We start from the raw sequence: 17,854 nt of genomic DNA, 5'->3' as shown, positions 1-17,854 counted from the left end.
TATTACAATACTACCAGAATATCGGATTGATTCATGATCAAGTACTTCTTGTCGTCAATGTTGACCTCGGTTCCTGAATATTTACCGAATAAAACAGTATCGCCTACTTTGATTTCCATCGGCTCGTCATGTTTTCCTTTTCCGGTTGCTACCACGATCCCTTTTTGTGGTTTTTCTTTTGCAGAATCAGGGATGATAATGCCTGATGCGGTTTTAGTTTCTGCCTCTACCGGCTCTACAATAATTTTGTTAAGAACTGTCTTAAGTGCCATAATTCTTAATTTAAAAGTTTATTATTAATTGAATTGATCTTTATTTTTAAATTCAAATACGTCATTGACAAGTACACATTTCGTGCCAAACAAAAAAATGTCAGTATGACTGACATACTGACATTTTTATATCGGAATAAATCTTATTTTTATTCTTGGGTATCTCCGCTATTGTCATTTGCGGGAGTTGTGTTGACCGGCGAACCGAAGTCCGGCACCGTTTGGGTCGGGGCTGATTGGTTCAATTGTTCTTGAATCGCGGATTGTTTTCCTCCCTGTTGACCTCTCGGGATCACCATAGCTGCCACGATACATAAAACAAGCATAGCACCAGCTAATGTCCACGTTGCTTTTTCCAGGAAATCGGTTGTTTTTCTCACACCCATGATTTGATTTGAAGAAGCAAAGGTTGAAGATAAACCACCGCCTTTTGAGTTTTGCACTAATACGATTAATATCAATAAAGCGCAAACAATAAAAATCAAAATAGAAACAACTATGTACATATTAGTTCGTATTATTATTTAATTTCTCGTTTATTTTTTCAATCTGACTCGCGAAGTAAATACTTTTTTCCGGATATTTCAAACTTAATTTCAGATAAGTTGCGATCGCCTTATCATATAATTGCTGTCGGACATATATTTTAGCCAATGTTTCTGAAAGAAATTCCATGGACGTGTTTGTGTCTGTTGCCGTGATTTCCGGGGGAACCGGGAGTTCTTCCGAGAATTTTGAGATCGAGGGTGCCGTCTCGATAAATTTGTCAATCAAAGAATCCTTGCGTTGCTCTTTTTTCTTTTTGTTAGAGAGCCATTCGCTGGCAAGTTCATCCAGCGATAGTTCTTTCTCGTCCGGGAATTCGTTTTCCAATTGGTAATACGGGGTTGCCAAACGGTTCTTCTTTTCTTCTTCCCGGTCTTCGAGAAGTTCTATGGCGACTTGTTCCGGCTGGTAAACTTGGTTTTCTCCGGGAGCATCCAGTGATAACAAATTATTCAGATAACGGTAGAATTGTTTGTGATCCGGAATAAAAATCGTGTTATGTCTTAATTTATCGGGATATGCCGAATGCCCCGTGTCATGCAACATTTTCAGGTACACGACACGTGCCGTCGAGAAATAAGGGTATTGTTCGATCAGTAATTCAACTTTCCGAATCTTTTCGCCCTCGTTGCGTCCCGAGCGTATAATATCGATTAATTCTTCTGTGTTCAAATCTTACCAGTTTACAAGTGCTTTGTTAAAGACGTCCTCGATAATTTTCTCGGTAATCGTTTTGATTAATTCGGGTTCGGCTGAGTCGTAATTCACGTCGATACCATAGTCCGCGTAATGCGAGAAACTACTGTTGAAATCCGATTTACCCGTTTCGTCTTTTGTGTTCGTGTACTTCACTTGAATCGTGATTGTCAACCGGTTTTGGGCGGCGACCTCATCTCGTTGGATATCCACCGGACGTTGCGTGAATCCGGTGATCTGTCCCTCGAACCGGATGTCCCCGTTATTGTCTGTTACTTCTGTCAAGCTGGTGCGGTTTCTCAAGTATTCTTTCAATGCTTCCGTGAAATCTGAGCCCAAGTTGGGGGCGAAAGCCGTTTTGTTCGAGAAATAATCGACGGAGAATGTCTTTTCCCCGTTCGTCAAAGATACTCCCGAAAAAGCGTATCTCACGCTTGCCAATTTGCAACCGCTGAACGATACTGCTAGTAATAATATAGGTAAGATCCTTTTAATCATCTGATTTTTATAAAGATTTCGTATAACAACTTCTCGTTAGGCAAAGATAATAAAATTAGCTGAATCTATCTTTTTCATTTTCAATTCTGTATTTTCAATTATCAATGTCGTATTCTTTCAATTTCCGGTACAGTGTCCTTTCCGATATACCCAAGTCCTGTGCTGCCAGTTTCCGCTTCCCGTGATTTTTCTCAAGAGCTTTGATAATCATTTCTTTTTCCTTTTCTTCGAGAGATAACGATTCCTCGATGACGGCTTCCGTGTCCTCGATGTGATTCTCCTTTTCTGCCGAGAAAGATTTTGGTGCTTGTGGGGCAAGGAACTCTGACTGGGGTGTTTCGTAAAGATTACGCAACACGATGGAGGTCGGGGGGGCTGCTTCCGGGGCGACGTGATCTTTTTGCATGATGTCATAAACCAAGTGTTTCAAGTCATTCATGTCTTTTTTCATGTCAAAAAGAATCTTGTACAGGATCTCCCGTTCATTGGCAAAACTATGGTCGTTCTCCGGGGTTGATGTTAATGCCGGCAGGCTGTTGTTCTGCGCCGGCAGGTATCCTTTTAGCGTCAGGGCATCTACGGATCGTTCCTGTTCGAGAATAGAAATTTGTTCTGTGATATTCTTTAATTCCCGCACGTTACCCGGCCAACGGTAGGTTTCCAATACTTGGACTGCATCTTCCGTCAGTCTTACCGGGGGCATCCGGTATTTTTCGGCAAAATCGGCAGCGAATTTCCGGAATAACAATGAAATATCTTCTTTCCGTTCCCGTAAAGGCGGGATAGAAATAGGTATGGTGTTAATTCGATAATACAGGTCTTCCCGAAATTTCCCGTTTTTCACAGCTACCGGGAGGTCTACATTCGTGGCGGCAATCACTCGTACGTTTGTTTTTTGTACTTTGGAAGAGCCTACGCGGATAAATTCTCCGGTTTCCAGTACTCGCAATAATTTTGCCTGCGTGGAAAGGGGTAATTCTCCGATCTCGTCCAGAAAGATCGTGCCCCCGTTGCTCACCTCGAAATATCCTTTTCGGTCGGACAAGGCTCCCGTGAATGAACCTTTCTCGTGACCGAACAATTCGGAATCGATCGTGCCTTCCGGGATTCCCCCGCAATTGACCGCGATGTATTGTTCGTGCTTGCGGGTGCTGTAACTATGAATTATTCGGGGAAATATCTCTTTCCCGACCCCGCTTTCGCCCGAAATCAACACCGTGAAGTCCGTGGGAGCCACTTGCACCGCTTTTTCTATCGCCCGGTTTAATTTAGGGTCATTGCCTATAATCTCGAAACGTTGTTTGATATTCCTGATATCCTCCATATTCCATTAAATAATTAAATACTTGTGATTTACGTTGCTGAATAGCAAGGCGTGAATCCCCATCCGTGAATTGTTATCTGCAAAATTAGCAGATTTAACTGACAAAATAGCATAGAAGCGGGAATAAATTTGAAAACCGAATTTCTGTTATGTAAATTATTTCTGTATATTTGTAGCTATAATTGAACGTTTAATAATAATTCGATTCTTCATAATGCTGAATTTTTGTTGAATTATAAAACGCTGATTATTAGATTTTACCCGGAATGTAAGAATGTGTAATATTTAATTTTTCAAATATCAACAAACGTTGGTTTTATGATAGAGGGACCTCCTATAAATATTAGTCGTTTAATAGAGGGAGATGAGAATGTTTTCCAGGCTCTGTTTATTGATTATTATCCATCATTGATTTCATTTGCAATAAAATATGTTGACCGGGAAGAGGCTGCGGAAGATATTGTACAAGATGTTTTCGTGAAGGTTTGGGAAACCCGGGCGAGGTTGCGGGAAGTGGATAATCTTTCAGCTTATCTCTATCAAATGGTACGCTTTAGGTGCTTTAATCATCTGCGGGCGGAAAAAATACGCCATGATGCGACTCGTTCTTTCACGGAAGAGATGGACATAACGGAGATGAACGAGTATATCAAGGAAGAAACCTTCAGAATCGTGATGCACGTGATTGGCGAATTGCCCCCGGGTAGCCGGAATGTTTTCTCCCGGGCAATACAGGGGTATTCCGCTAAAGAGATTGCCGATGAATTGGGGATTACCGTGGAAACGGTGAAAAAGCAAAAACAAAATGCCCGCCGGATACTGAAAGAGCGGTTGGGTAATCTCTTTACTCTCTTTTTCTCCGCTATATGATCTCGTGTATGTTGATGATACTTTTTTTTTTTCGAATATAAGGAAAAATGTAACCAAGAGTTTTTTTCTGCAAGTGTTAAATAAGCATTTTGTTTGTGAAAACGTGGGTTAAGAGTGGGCTAACAGTAGGCGATAAGTGGGTGAAGCCGCCTAATAGCCGCCTAATAGCCGCCCAATAGTCACCTCTTGCGTCTTTTTTAGTTTAGTATTTCGATCTTTTTTTCCCCAATGGCATACCTCCTTTTTCTTTTTGAAGTGTCATAGGGGTATAAGTGAATCGTATGATGAAGAATAACAAGATATACAGAACTATACCCGAACTTTTGGCAAAAGCGATAGCCGGGACGTTGGACGAGGAAGAAAGCGCTAGGTTGCGGGTGTGGCGGGAAGAGAACGAGGTAAACGAACGTCTTTACGAGGAGGTCGTGAGAGCCGAATACATAGAACGTAAATGCCGGGAAGCGACACGAGTAAATATCGTGGAAGGATACATGGGCGTGCTTCGGAAACGGAAACGTCATGCCCGGGTGCAACGCGTAAGACGGGTGTCTGCCGTGGCGGCAGGGATATTGATTCCTTTGTTGGCAATCATGATCTGGTTCGGGCAAAAAGAGGAAATTCCATCGGTTCAAGTGGCGGAAGTGATTCGGCATGGCGAGGTGAAAGCGGAACTGATATTTTCTGATGGTACAACAAAGTTTCTGGAGGCGAAGGTTAAAGATTCCTTGCTTTTGCAACAAGGGGCGAATATCGTGATCCGCAACGAGGGATTAAGTTACGTGGGCGATACTTCCACCGCCGAAGTTCAATACCATACATTGCGGGTACCCCGGGGTGGTGAATATTCTATCACGTTGAGTGATGGTACGGTGGTGTACTTGAATTCCGAATCCGAATTGCGCTATCCCGTGAAATTTGCCGGAGAAGATCGCCGGGTGTATTTGTCAGGCGAGGCTTATTTCGACGTGACGGTGGATAAGGAACACCCGTTTATCGTGGATTTGAAAACTTCTGCCGTGAAGGTGTTGGGAACCGGTTTTGACGTGCGGGCGTACAAGGATGAAAATGAAATACTGACAACCCTGGTGAGCGGGTCAGTGGTATTTTCCGCGGGGAAGGAATCTGTCGTGTTGAAGCCGGGGGAACAAGCCGTGCTGGATCAGTCGGGCGAGTTGGAAACACGGGAAGTGGATACTTATTTGTATACGGCGTGGAAAGAGGGTGTTTTTGCCTTCAAACAGCAACGATTGGAAGAGATCATGAAAATTGTTTCCCGTTGGTATAACGTGAATATTTTTTGGGAAAATGCTTCTCAAAAAGAAGTAGTTTTCACTGGAAAAATGCGACGTTATGATGATTTCTCGAAGATCGTGGAGATGTTGGAAATGACGGGAAACACGGAGTTTGAGATTAAAGGGAATAATATTTTTATCCGGGAGAAATAAAAAATAATACCGGGATATACCTCCTTTCTCTTTTTGAAGTGTCATAGGGGTATAGAACACTAAAATGATATATTGGAGAAAAATAGAAAAGACGGGATATTGACCGTATCCCGCCTTTTGAAACCGGACGAACCGGAATTTGTTTCATTAAACGTTTACAAATGTATGAAAAAAAATCAAACGCATGACCTTTCTTTGCGCGAAAGGTTGCGAAAAACATGCTTAATCATGAAATTTTTAGTTTTATTGTTGTTCGTGTCGACGCTGCATTTGTCGGCAAAGGTGTATAGCCAAGAGGTTAAAGTGACGGTTAGTTTGAAGAATGCTTCTTTTAGTGATGTCGTGAATGTACTGGAAAATTCCACGAATTTTACGTTTTTGTATCGTGACCATCAGGTGGCTCAGATCAAAAATTTGAATTTGAAGTACACGGAAACCGATATCAAGGTGATTCTGGATGCTTGCCTGAAGGGTTCGGGGTTGACTTATCGTTTGGTGGATAACACGATCGTGATTCAGCCGGTACTTGCGGCAAGCACGGATTCGATAGCCAAGATTACGGTGAAAGGTATCGTGAAAGATAAAAACGGGGAAATATTGCCGGGTGTGACTATTCGTGTGAAAGGGACAACGTTGGGGTTCGTGACGAATGTCAGGGGTGAATTTGATTTTGATTTGCCGAAACGAGATAGCCTGGAATTGATATTCTCCTTCGTGGGATTTAAGCGGCTGAATATACGCGTGAAAGACGGGATGAAACCGTTGACCGTGGTGCTGGAGGAGGATATGCAGACGGTGGATGAAGTGGTTGTGACGGGTATTTTCAATAAGCCGAAGGAGAGTTTCACGGGTGCGGTGACAGCGGTGTCAAAAGAAGAGTTGCGAGCGAAATTTTCCAGAAATTTGTTACAAACTTTATCAAATCTGGATCCTGCCCTGCGAATTATACAAAACAATGCGGAGGGGTCGAACCCGAATGCCTTGCCGGAGATTCAATTACGCGGAGCTTCGACGTTGTCTGATATTAGCGATTTGCAATCTACATCTAGGGCCGAGTTGAATACTCCTCTATTCATTTTGGATGGTTTCGAGATTTCTTTGGAACGGATGATGGACTTGAACGTGGAGGAGGTTGAGAATATAACCGTGTTGAAAGACGCCAGTGCAACATCTCTTTATGGTTCTCGCGGGGCGAATGGGGTGGTTGTCATCACGACGATACGCCCGAAAGCAGGGAAATTGACGGTTACTTATCGGGGCGAAGTGAAAGTTGAAATACCAGATTTAACCACTTATAATTTGACGAACGCGAGAGAAAAGTTGGAGTTGGAACGTGCAAGTGGTGTTTGGGATGAAGATTATCTTCAAGATGCTTACCAGGCGTTGAAGGTAGCGGTAGATGGCGGTGAAAATTTTGATTGGAAGAAAGTGCCGACCCGCACGGGAGTGGGACAACAGCATACGTTGAATTTTATGGGAGGAAATGACGAGTGGCGTATCATGGCGAATTTGGCTTATAATGTAGTGACGGGTGTCATGAAAGGTTCCGATAGAAAGAATTTTAACGGTTCGTTAAAAGTGGATTATACGCACGATAAATGGTATGTTAGTGAAATGTTATCTGTCGGGACAAACAATTCTGAAAATAGTCCTTACGGGGCATTTTCAAATTATGTGCAGATGAATCCTTATTGGAATCCTTATGATGATGAAGGGAAGTCTGTATACATGTATTATCACCCGTTAAGGCAGGACGGGATTCGGAATCCGATGTATGACCAAAGTTTGGGGTGTTGGAATAAAACGAAATACACGAATGTCAGTAACAATTTTATGATACGGTATCAATTTACCGAATCTTTTAGGGCGAGGATTTCTTTAGGATTGAGTCGTAATATAAAGAATGCCGATACATTTAAGGTGCCTTCCCATGAGTCGTATGCCGGTGAAGACATGAAGCATAAAGGACGCTATGACCGTAGGGAAGGAGTCGAGAATAAATGGCAGGTTCAAGGAGGGGTGGATTACACGAAGACATTTCTGGATAAGCATATGTTGACGGTGAATTTGAATGGAGAGATGAGTGAGAATGTGAGAGAAGAGGTGAATTGGGCTGCAACCGGTTTTATAAATGATGATATCGATCATTTATCAACGTCGTTAGGTTATCCTGCTAACTGGGGGACCTCGGGGAATAAAGAGGTCGCCCGGCGATTGAGTTTTATCGGTTCCGTGAATTATTACTATAATATGCGTTATTTTGTTGATTTGTCTTGCCGCATGGATGGTTCTTCTTCTTTCGGGGAAGAGAGTCGTTGGGCTCCGTTCTATTCAATTGGCGCAGGTTGGACGGTTACGAATGAGGATTTCATGAGGGGGCTTTCCGGGTGGTTGAATAATTTGAAATTCCGTTATTCATACGGAGTGTCTGGAAATATGGGATTTTCCCCGGAAAAGTCGATGACCGTGTATTCGGTAGATGTAAATCAAACGTATTTGTCCGGTCTGGGCGTGAAAATGTCGGCTTTTGGCAATCCGGATTTGAAATGGCAAAATACATATCAACATAACGTGGGAATTGATCTCGGTTTATTTTCCGAACGTTTGAGCTTCACGTTTAATTACTATAATAAGTTGACGGATAATACCGTTTCGGATGTTTTATTACCTATATCACATGGTTTTGAAACTATTTCCGGGAATATCGGGAAAATACGTAATGAAGGATATGAATTGAATGTATCGCTTTATTTGCTTCGTGATAATGCGCGAAAGATAAATTGGAGCGTTACGGGGAGATTTGCGAGACAGATTAATACAATCGTGGAACTTTCGGAAGGGTTAAAAGAAACGATAAAATATCAAGTGAAAACGATGAGTGGGGCAAGTCAATATTATCGTTATATTGAAGGACATTCTATGGATGCTATTTATGGGCTGCGTTCATTAGGAGTGAATCCCGCGACAGGACAGCGTGTGTATGTAAACAAGGACGGAGAGGCAACATTTAATCAGTCCTCGGATGATATGGTGTATTTGGGTGACCGTCAACCGAAAATAAACGGGAATGTCAATATGTCTTTTAGTTGGAACGGGATCTATCTGAATGTCGGTTTTGGCGTGAAATGGGGTGGTAAGCAGGAGAATTTCACGTTGTTGTCCAAGGGCGAGAATCTTGAGTTGTTATATAATGTAGACCGTCGGGTATTAACCCAAGCTTGGCAAAAACCGGGTGATAGGGCAATGTACAAGGGATATATTGTTGATCAGTCGGAGAGAAGTAATGCTTATACTTTTCCATGTGACGTGTTTGTACATAAAGATAACGTGTTTAGTTGTACGAACCTTAACATCGGATATAATTTCCCTCGGGAGCTTGTGAAGCGTTATTTAGGTATGCAGTCTTTATCTGTATCGGCTCAATTGGCAGATGTATTTTATTTGTCGACGATAGAGCGGGAGAGAGGTACGTCATATCCGTTCTCGAGAAATCCGAATTTCTCTATTTCTTGTACGTTCTAAATTTAAAATCGAGAAAAATGAAAAGGAAAATATATACATTAGGGATAGCTTTACTGTTAGGCTGTAGTGCCTGTAATGATTGGTTGACGGTTCAGCCTGAATCTACAATTGTTGCCGAGAATTTGTTCACGACGAATGAAGGGGTGCAACAGGCTTTGAACGGGGTCTACTTGATATTGAGAGATGAATTATACACTCCCGGGGGATATATGGGAGGGGCGGACTTGGTCGAATCCTTGGCGTGTACGTGGACTGTGACATCAGGATCGGATGCTTATGATTTGGCAGATCATGTTTATGACCAAAGCGAGACCGTGAAGTCTAAACTTAATTCTTGCTTTATGTCCCTTTATAAGGTGGTTTCGAATTTGAATCCATTGCTGGAAGGAATGGATAAGAACCGGTTTCAATTGGATTCAACCGTCTACAACATGGTGAAAGGTGAGGCTTTGGCTATTAGGGCGTGTGCTCATTTGGATTTAATACGCCTTTGGGGACCAATGCCCTCTAAAATAGACGCTTCGAAAGAATATTTGCCTTATGTAACGGTAAATGGTACGGCATATTATACATATATCACTTTTGAAAGATATATGGAGTTGCTTTTGGCAGATTTGAACGAGGCAGAGAGGTTGTTGAGGAATTCTGATCCGATTATTACGATAACTCCGGATGGAACGGAGGACACGTATTCTACTTGGCCCCGTCGCAAAAGCCACTTGAATTACTATGGTGTTCTTGGCTTGCAGGCTCGGGTCCGTTTATGGATGGGGGATACCGAGAATGCGTTGAAATACGCCCGTATGGTTAAGGAAGCCGAGAACGAAGACGGATCTCCTAAATTCAGGTTGGCGAATGAAGAAGATGATTTCCCTATGCAAGAAAACGGTCTTAATTCTTGGACGGACGGAAGTTTTTATAGTGAACATTTGTGTGGTGTGAACGTGGAAAACTATGATTATAATCTGGGTGGGTGGATTAGCGGTCGGGCGAGTGTTTTTTTCTACACGATGAATTATTCCATGTTTATCCAACAAGTATTTGGCGGTAATTCACGGGATCTACGATATCGATTCCTGTGGACGTGGGAAAGGACATTGATGGGGATGAACGCGAATGTTTTAAGGAAGTGGCGTGGTTTTTATCCGTCAACAACTTCTTCCATGATGAATTTTCCGATTATGCGTTTGTCTGAGATATATTTGAATATTATGGAGCACGGTTCTTTGTCTGAAGCTAATGTGGTTTATGAAGAGTATTGTGAGGCACGGGGTATGACATACGTGCCTTTGACAGAGAGCGACCGCTTGGCTAAAGTTGAATTGGAATATATCAGGGAGTTCATGGGAGAAGGTCAGAATTTTTATACATATAAGCGTTTGGGAGTAACGAATATGTACTGGAACGGACTTAGCGAGTGCGGTGAGGCTCAATATGTATTACCATTACCTGAAAAAGAATTGAAAAATTAACGTCGTTTTAAGTTAGTAAGATATGAAAACATTGTTGATCGTATTATTTGCAGGTCTGTTCGTGATAGCCTGTACCGAGGAAAAGCCCGGGTTTTATAGGGGTGATAACTATATATCTTTTACAAAAGCGGGGACACGTTTGTATGCACAGGATACTATTATAACCCTTAATAAATCTGTTGGCAACGAAACTTATACCTGGTCCGCGAAACGGATAGATACAACGTATATCAGGGTGAAAGTGATAGGGAATGTTTCCAGGGAAGACCGTCCTATAAAATTTGAACAGTACACGATAGAGGGAAATGCTGCCGTGGATGCCGAGCCGGGTGTGAATTATGTGGCTTTTGATGATCCTAGGGTGAAAGATTTAATGGTTTTACCCGCGGATTCCGTTGAGGTGAATATCCCGATTATTGTTCTTTTTGACCCAAATTCAGCGGGACAATATTTTAGTAGGGTATTGAATTTCCGGCTTGTTGAGTCGGAAGATTTTCGCCTTGCAACGAAAGCGCATTACACGACACCGTATCGTGGTCGTGTGACTATTAGCCAACAAAATAATTAATTAAAGGATTATTGGAATCTTGTCAGGGTGTGTTGAATTTCAAATTATTATTTAAGTTCAACATATCTTGACGGGATGTCGTTTACAAATAATAAGGGATTAGAATATGAAAAAGTTAGTATTGGTGTTCACCTGTATGTTCGTGGTGGTGTCCGTGTTCGCGCAGACGAATTTTCAGGATTTGACGTTGGAAAAGGCTTTGGAGAAGGCGAAGGCAGAAAATAAATATGTTTTCGTGGATTGTTATACTTCATGGTGCGGACCGTGCAAGATGATGGCGGAGAAGATTTTGCCGTTGAAGGATGTGGGTGAGTTTATGAACGAACGGTTCGTGAGCGTGAAGTTTGACATGGAGAAGGGCGAGGGACGGGATATCGCGAAGAAGTTTCGGGTGACGTCTTACCCGACATTTCTGGTGTTGAAGACGGACGGGAGTCTGTTGCACCGGGTGATCGGGGGGACCCGTACCGGGGAGGAGTTCGTGAAAAAGGTGGAAGAGGGACTTAATGAAAATTCTGCTAGTAATCTGGATGCAAAGTATATAGCCGGAAACCGGAATATGGATTTCCTGATGATGTATATCGAGGCTTTGCTTCAGGCTCGTGACGTGGAAAAGGCTAAAACGATAGCCCAGGAGGTGTTGGTTTCGCTGGATGACGAGGAGAAATGCTCGGAACCTTATTGGTTTATTTACGAGAATAGAGAGTTGTCGCCCGTGGGATCCGGTAATATGGTGTATTTGTTGAAGCACGTGGAGAAATTTCGGCAAGGCGTGGGAGTTGAGAAAGTGGATGCCGCTGTGGCGGGATTGTTTGAAATGCAATTGGAAGATATTCTCCGCGGGCGGAATCGTAATGCGACTCTTGCTGACGTGGAGGATGCCGAGAAGTTGTTGGCATCTTACCACTTGACGGGACAGGAGCATTTGAACGGGTATATAGCCTTGATAAAAGCGATGATGACAGAGAATACGGATGAAACTTTGCGCTTATGCCAAGAGATATATCCTAAATTGTCAGATGAGAAGATTTCTTATTTATATTTTAACCCGATCACGACGCTTGGGGATAAGTGGGATAAGAATCAAAAAAAGGAGTTGGTGGTTTTGACAAAGCAATTGGCGGATCAGGTGCAGATGTCGCAATTGAAACATTCATTGACTAGTTTTGCCAACGTGGGAATTTCTATGTTGGATCAAATGAAAAAGAAATAAAAATTGGTGCGTGCTTTATACCTTTTTCTCACGGATAATAAGACGTGAGAAAGAAAATAATTTTGGGTTATGATATATGAAAAAGGGATGGTCTATTTACTTTTAGATCGTCCTTTTTGTTTTTTTATTACCTTTGCCATATTCGAGTTATGAATTAAATGGTGTGTGAATGAAGTCAGAAGCTTCAATAGAAATACAAGGGTTAGTGTCTGGTGACCGGAAGGTGTACCAGAAGATCTTTGATGTTTTCTATGATAGCTTGTGTTTATTTACTCATCGTTTCGTGGAAGATATAGCCGTGTGTGAAGATTGCGTGCAGGAGGCTTTTATTTCATTGTGGAATAACCGGGAAAGTATTGCGTCGACGGTTCATTTAAAGTCTTTCCTTTACCAGGTTTGCCGGAATAATGCTTTAAATTATTTGAAACACGAGCGGATTAAAAATGAATATGCCGCCGGAATGGTGAATGAATTGGATTCGCAAGTTTGTTTTATTAATTACGTGATCGAGGAAGAAACGGAACGTATCTTGGCTCAGACGGAACAAGAGTTGCCTCCCAAATGTAGGGAGATTTTCGTGTTGGCTATGCAGGGAAAGGATAATGAAGAGATCGCACGATTGCTGGGTGTGTCGGAAAATACGGTAAAGACACAAAAAAAGATTGCTTATAAACGCTTGAAACAGAATATCGCGGGTATAAGTATGCTGGTCGTTTTCTTGAATCAATAAAAAAAAATCATACTTTTTTATTTTTCTTTTCACCCCGGAGAGGGTGTGAGTTGTAATAGGTATGTAAAAATAAAAATAGATGAAAGAATTGGACGATTATATAGAAGATATTCCCCGGTTAATAACGAGTGACCTGCAAGGGAAGATTACCCCGGAGGAGAAAGTGCGCTTGGAGAATTGGATCAGGGAGAGCGAGGAGAATCGGAAGGCGTACGAGCGGTTGCGTGCGGGGGAGGATCGTTCTAGCCGGAGAGGGTTGGTTAGGAAATTAAATAAACGTGCTGCTTGGGAACGGGTGAATAAGGCGACAGGTGGAAGGCGATTGTTCCCGATGGTGAAAGTCGTGAGATATGCGGCAGGGATTATGTTGCCGCTGTTATGCGTGGGATTGGCGTTCCATTTTTTGGGGAAAAAGGAGAAAACGGTTGTCGCGAAAGTGGAGAATGTGGTGGAAATAAAACCGGGAGAGATAAAAGCAGAATTGGAATTAGCCGGGGGAGAGAGATTGTTTTTGGGAGGAAATTTACAAGATTCGTTGACAAACGAGAATGGCGTGGATATTTTGAAAGACGGAGAGGGTATTTCTTATCAGGGAAAGAGTATGGAGAATGAGGTGTTGGCGTATAATACGTTGAAAGTCCCGAGAGGAGGAGAGTTTAAAGTGAAATTGCAGGATGGTACGGTTGTTTACGTGAATTCCGCTTCCCAATTGCGTTATCCCGTGAAATTCATGGGAGAGGAACGACGGGTTTATCTCTCGGGAGAGGCTTATTTCGAGGTAGAGAAAAACGAGGGAATGCCTTTCGTGGTAGAGATGGAAGAAGGAGAGATCAAGGTGTTGGGCACACAGTTTAATGCTCGCTCGTACAAGGAGGAGAAACAGCAATTGACGACACTGGTGTCGGGTAAAGTGTTATTGACCACCAAACAGGGAAAGAGCGTGGAGCTTACTCCGGGAGATCAAGGTGTGATTTGTGGGGAAGGAATTAGTAAGGGAAAAGTGGACGTGTATCCTTACACGGCCTGGAAAGACGGAAATTTCGTGTTTCGGAAACAACGTTTGGAAGATATTATGAACATCGTGGAGAGGTGGTATGACGTGAAAGTGGTGTTTGTGGATGATTGGTGTCGTGAGATCAGTTTTTCCGGGAACGTGCGGCGTTATGACGGGTTCAATAAGCTGGTGGAGATGTTGGAAGTGACAGGAAGTGTGAAATTTAATATTGAGGACAATGTGATATATATAACCAAAAAATGAATTGAAAAAATGAAAGACGGAATATTGGCACTATCCCGTCTCTCGTTACCGGATGAACCGGTATTTGTTTTACTCTAATGTACAAATGTATGAAAAAAATTAGGATTTTGGATCTTCTTTCGAAAAGAAGGTGGTTAAAAACATGGTTAGTTATGAAGTTTGTGATGCTGTTATTATTGGTATCGGCGATGCAAGTGACTGCCGGAGTGTATAGTCAGGAGGCGAAGGTGACTCTGCAAGTGGAGAACGCTTCGTTCGAGTCTGTTATCCGGTTATTGGAAAAGAGTACGGATTACACGTTCCTGTACGAGGATCGACACGTGGAGGGCGTGCAACATCTGAATCTGCATTACGAGGATGTGGATATTAAAGAGGTGTTGAATGCTTGTTTGAAAGGGACAAATCTGACCTATAAGTTAGTGAATCACACGATTATTATTCAACGGACTTCTGTTGTGGCTGCCGATACCTTAAAAAAGATTACCGTGAAAGGTATCGTGAAAGACGAGAAAGGGGAAATCCTGCCGGGAGTGACGATTCGAGTGAAAGGTACAACGCTGGGATTTGTTTCAAATGCCAAAGGTGAATTTGATTTCGATTTGCCGAAGCGGGATAGTCTAGAGTTGATATTTTCTTTCGTGGGTTTCCAACAGCAGAAGGTACAAGTGAAAAGTGATATGAAGCCGTTGGTTATCGTGATGAAGGAGGATGTGCAAAAAGTGGATGAGGTTGTTATCACGGGTATTTTTAATAAACCGAAAGAGAGTTTCACGGGAGCGGTGACGAGTATTTCGAAAGAAGATATTAAACAAAATTTTTCCAGAAATCTATTACAGACAATATCTAATTTGGATCCCAGTTTCCATATCGTGCAGGATAATAAAGCAGGTTCTAATCCGAATGCCTTGCCGGAAATCCAATTACGGGGAGCTTCAACTTTTGCAAACGTACAGGATTTACAATTAGCAACACGTGCAGAATTGAATTTGCCTTTATTTATTTTGGATGGCTTTGAGGTTTCTTTGGAACGAGTTCAAGACTTAAATAATGAAGATATTGAAAATATTACGATTTTGAAGGATGCCAGTGCGACTTCGTTGTATGGAGCTCGAGGTGCGAATGGAGTTGTGGTTATCACTACGCTTGTACCAAAAGCAGGAGCTTTGCAATTGACTTATCGCGGGCAAGTTAAATTGGAAATTCCTGATTTGACAACTTATGATTTGCTGAATGCCCGGGAAAAATTGGATTTGGAATACCGTTTAGGAACTTGGGATGACGAACTTTGGCAAGAGGAATACCAAAGACTGAAAGAAAAAGTTGATAACGGTTTGGATTACGATTGGCTCTCTCTTCCTGTAAGAACAGGTGTGGGACAGACCCATAATTTGAATATCATGGGTGGAAGCGAAGCATGGCGTTTCAGTGCTAACTTATCGTATGACAAAACCGTCGGAGTTATGAAAGGTTCTGATCGTTCTAATTTTAACGGTTCGTTAGGGATAACTTATCAAGCAAAAAAACTCATGGTTTCCGAGAATTTGAGTATCGGTACGAATAACAATGCAAACAGCCCTTATGGAACATTTTCTGACTATGCTGGCATGAATCCATATTGGACTCCGTATGATGAAGAGGGAAAACTCAACGAGACTTACACGCATCCTCTCTCCACTTCCGGTTATCCGAAAGAAAATCCCGCCTACAATAAGTATATCGGAAATTGGAATAAAACGAGATACACGAATATTCGCACGTCCACTCAAGTACGTTATAATATCACAGAGAGTTTTTATTTGTCCGGATTGTTGGGATTATCTCGGAAGTTTAATATAAGTGATAACTTTACTCCTCCTTCGCACAAACAATTTGCGGGAAAAGACCTTGACCAAAAAGGACGTTTTAATCGAACGGAAACAGAGAGCAATCAATGGAATGCACGATTGGGTGTGAATTACGCCAAAACGTTCAACGAGAAGCACATGTTGACGGTGAACGCATCCGGAGAAATGGAAGAACAAAAAGAAGAGAGAATTTCGTGGGCAGCAACAGGTTTTTCCGGTGACAATATTGACTTCCCGTCTATGGCTATGGGCTACGGAGCGGAAACTCGTCCCACGGGAAGTGAAGCAACAAGTCGTCGTATAGCATTGATTTCCGGATTGAACTATTACTATGATATGCGTTATTTTTTTGATGTAAATTTTAGCATGAATGGTTCATCTTCTTTTGGTAGCGAGAGCCGTTGGGCTTCATTCTGGTCCGTGGGTGCAGGATGGACGGTTAGTAACGAAAAATTCTTTATTGAACATATTCCTTTCATCCAATGGTTGAAAGTAAAAGCATCTTACGGAGTTTCCGGAAATATGGGATTTAGCCCGGAGGATGCTATGGCCGTTTATAAATTGGATCAGTCTGCTACTTATTTATCTCATTTTGGGGCTTATCTGGATAAATTTGGGAACACAACCCTGAAATGGCAAAACACTTACCAGATGAATCTGGGTGTGGAATTGCATACATGGAATGACCGGTTAGAATTCGAGTTCTCTTATTATGATAAGCAGACGAAAAATACGGTTGCTGAAATGTTTATTCCTATTTCACATGGATTTAACACTGCCAAGGCAAATTCAGGAACTATCCAAAATAAGGGATGGGATCTTCGGATGACCATGAATTTGTTCCGTAATAGCAATAGAGGATTTACATGGAATGTAATCGCATCTTTCAGTCACACGAAAAATATAATCAAAAAAATATCAGATGGTTACAAAGAATATTTAAAACAATCAAATACGAGTATGTACTCGGCAGAAGCATACTACCGTTATCGTGAGGGATATTCAATGGACGCCATTTACGGATTGCGCACCGTAGGTGTAGACCCTGCAACGGGTAAACGATTGTTCTTGACGAAAGATGGAGAAGTAACTTTCAGACAACGTGGCGAAGATATGGTTTACTTGGGAAATCGTTTGCCTAAGGTAAACAGTAATATTTCAACGAATCTTTCTTGGAAAGGTTTCATGTTGACCGTCGGTTTCGCCGTGCGTTGGGGTGCAAAACAATTTAATGGTACATTAGCTAATAAAACAGAAAATGCTTTCTTAATTCTGAATCAGGATAGACGCGTATTGTCGGATACATGGCAAAAACCTGGCGATATCGTACCTTACAAGAAATTAATTGCCACTGGAGAAGATGCCACCACGAACGTGTGTGATGCTTTCGTACAGAAAGATAATATCTTCCAGTGTACTAATATTAATGCTTCCTACACTTTTTCAAATGAAGTTTGTAAGAAGTTGCGAGTAAAAGGATTATCGTTGACAGCTAACTTGTCGGATATATTCTATATTTCAACCATTAAACGGGAAAGAGGAACGAGTTATCCATTCTCTCGTAACCCGAATTTTTCACTTTCAGTTTCATTCTAA

14 protein-coding genes are annotated in these 17,854 nt (G+C 42.0%); 9 read left to right on the top strand and 5 right to left on the bottom strand.

From position 1 onward, the window contains the following. Window positions 1-2 precede the first annotated feature (2 nt). From A3CY_RS0109700 to A3CY_RS0109680, 5 genes are all read right to left on the bottom strand, one after another. Complete coding sequence (locus A3CY_RS0109700) at window positions 3-272, bottom strand: co-chaperone GroES (RefSeq protein ID WP_018337716.1); 270 nt, start codon at window positions 270-272, stop codon at window positions 3-5. Window positions 273-421: 149 nt separating this feature from the next. After that, complete coding sequence (secG, locus tag A3CY_RS0109695) at window positions 422-778, bottom strand: preprotein translocase subunit SecG (protein ID WP_018337715.1); 357 nt, start codon at window positions 776-778, stop codon at window positions 422-424. A gap of 1 nt (window position 779) precedes the next feature. Further along, window positions 780-1,490, bottom strand: a complete 711-nt coding sequence (locus A3CY_RS0109690; RefSeq protein WP_018337714.1) for a hypothetical protein — start codon at window positions 1,488-1,490, stop codon at window positions 780-782. A 3-nt stretch (window positions 1,491-1,493) separates the two neighbouring features. Then, window positions 1,494-2,012 (bottom strand): LptE family protein, encoded by a 519-nt coding sequence (locus A3CY_RS0109685; RefSeq protein WP_018337713.1) that lies wholly within the window; start codon window positions 2,010-2,012, stop codon window positions 1,494-1,496. 94 nt (window positions 2,013-2,106) lie between these two features. Next, window positions 2,107-3,336, bottom strand: a complete 1,230-nt coding sequence (locus A3CY_RS0109680) for a sigma-54 interaction domain-containing protein (RefSeq protein WP_018337712.1) — start codon at window positions 3,334-3,336, stop codon at window positions 2,107-2,109. A 318-nt stretch (window positions 3,337-3,654) separates the two neighbouring features. On the opposite strand from A3CY_RS0109680, the gene A3CY_RS0109675 reads away from it, so the two are divergent. From A3CY_RS0109675 to A3CY_RS0109635, 9 genes are all read left to right on the top strand, one after another. Further along, entirely contained in the window at window positions 3,655-4,206 is a 552-nt protein-coding gene (locus tag A3CY_RS0109675; RefSeq protein ID WP_018337711.1) for an RNA polymerase sigma-70 factor, read from the top strand. A 281-nt stretch (window positions 4,207-4,487) separates the two neighbouring features. Beyond that, the gene (locus tag A3CY_RS20710; protein ID WP_018337710.1) at window positions 4,488-5,651 is read left to right on the top strand and encodes a FecR family protein; all 1,164 of its coding nucleotides are present in this window, start codon (window positions 4,488-4,490) and stop codon (window positions 5,649-5,651) included. 228 nt (window positions 5,652-5,879) lie between these two features. Then, on the top strand, window positions 5,880-9,173 hold the full coding sequence (locus A3CY_RS0109665) for a SusC/RagA family TonB-linked outer membrane protein (RefSeq protein ID WP_148375359.1): 3,294 nt from the start codon (window positions 5,880-5,882) through the stop codon (window positions 9,171-9,173). A 17-nt stretch (window positions 9,174-9,190) separates the two neighbouring features. Continuing rightward, window positions 9,191-10,645 carry a RagB/SusD family nutrient uptake outer membrane protein gene (locus A3CY_RS0109660; RefSeq protein ID WP_018337708.1) on the top strand — a complete coding sequence of 485 codons (1,455 nt, stop codon included), beginning with the start codon at window positions 9,191-9,193 and terminating at the stop codon, window positions 10,643-10,645. Window positions 10,646-10,667: 22 nt separating this feature from the next. Continuing rightward, on the top strand, window positions 10,668-11,213 hold the full coding sequence (locus A3CY_RS0109655) for a hypothetical protein (RefSeq protein ID WP_018337707.1): 546 nt from the start codon (window positions 10,668-10,670) through the stop codon (window positions 11,211-11,213). 106 nt (window positions 11,214-11,319) lie between these two features. After that, on the top strand, window positions 11,320-12,426 hold the full coding sequence (locus A3CY_RS22025) for a thioredoxin family protein (RefSeq protein ID WP_148375361.1): 1,107 nt from the start codon (window positions 11,320-11,322) through the stop codon (window positions 12,424-12,426). A 169-nt stretch (window positions 12,427-12,595) separates the two neighbouring features. Next, window positions 12,596-13,156 carry an RNA polymerase sigma-70 factor gene (locus tag A3CY_RS0109645; RefSeq protein ID WP_018337705.1) on the top strand — a complete coding sequence of 187 codons (561 nt, stop codon included), beginning with the start codon at window positions 12,596-12,598 and terminating at the stop codon, window positions 13,154-13,156. Between the two features lie 79 nt (window positions 13,157-13,235). Next, window positions 13,236-14,414 carry a FecR domain-containing protein gene (locus tag A3CY_RS0109640; RefSeq protein WP_018337704.1) on the top strand — a complete coding sequence of 393 codons (1,179 nt, stop codon included), beginning with the start codon at window positions 13,236-13,238 and terminating at the stop codon, window positions 14,412-14,414. Window positions 14,415-14,566: 152 nt separating this feature from the next. Further along, window positions 14,567-17,854, top strand: a complete 3,288-nt coding sequence (locus A3CY_RS0109635) for a SusC/RagA family TonB-linked outer membrane protein (RefSeq protein WP_018337703.1) — start codon at window positions 14,567-14,569, stop codon at window positions 17,852-17,854.

This window comes from Butyricimonas synergistica DSM 23225 (assembly GCF_000379665.1).
Taxonomy (GTDB): Bacteria; Bacteroidota; Bacteroidia; order Bacteroidales; family Marinifilaceae; genus Butyricimonas; species Butyricimonas synergistica.
This window is presented reverse-complemented; position numbering and strand designations above follow the sequence as displayed.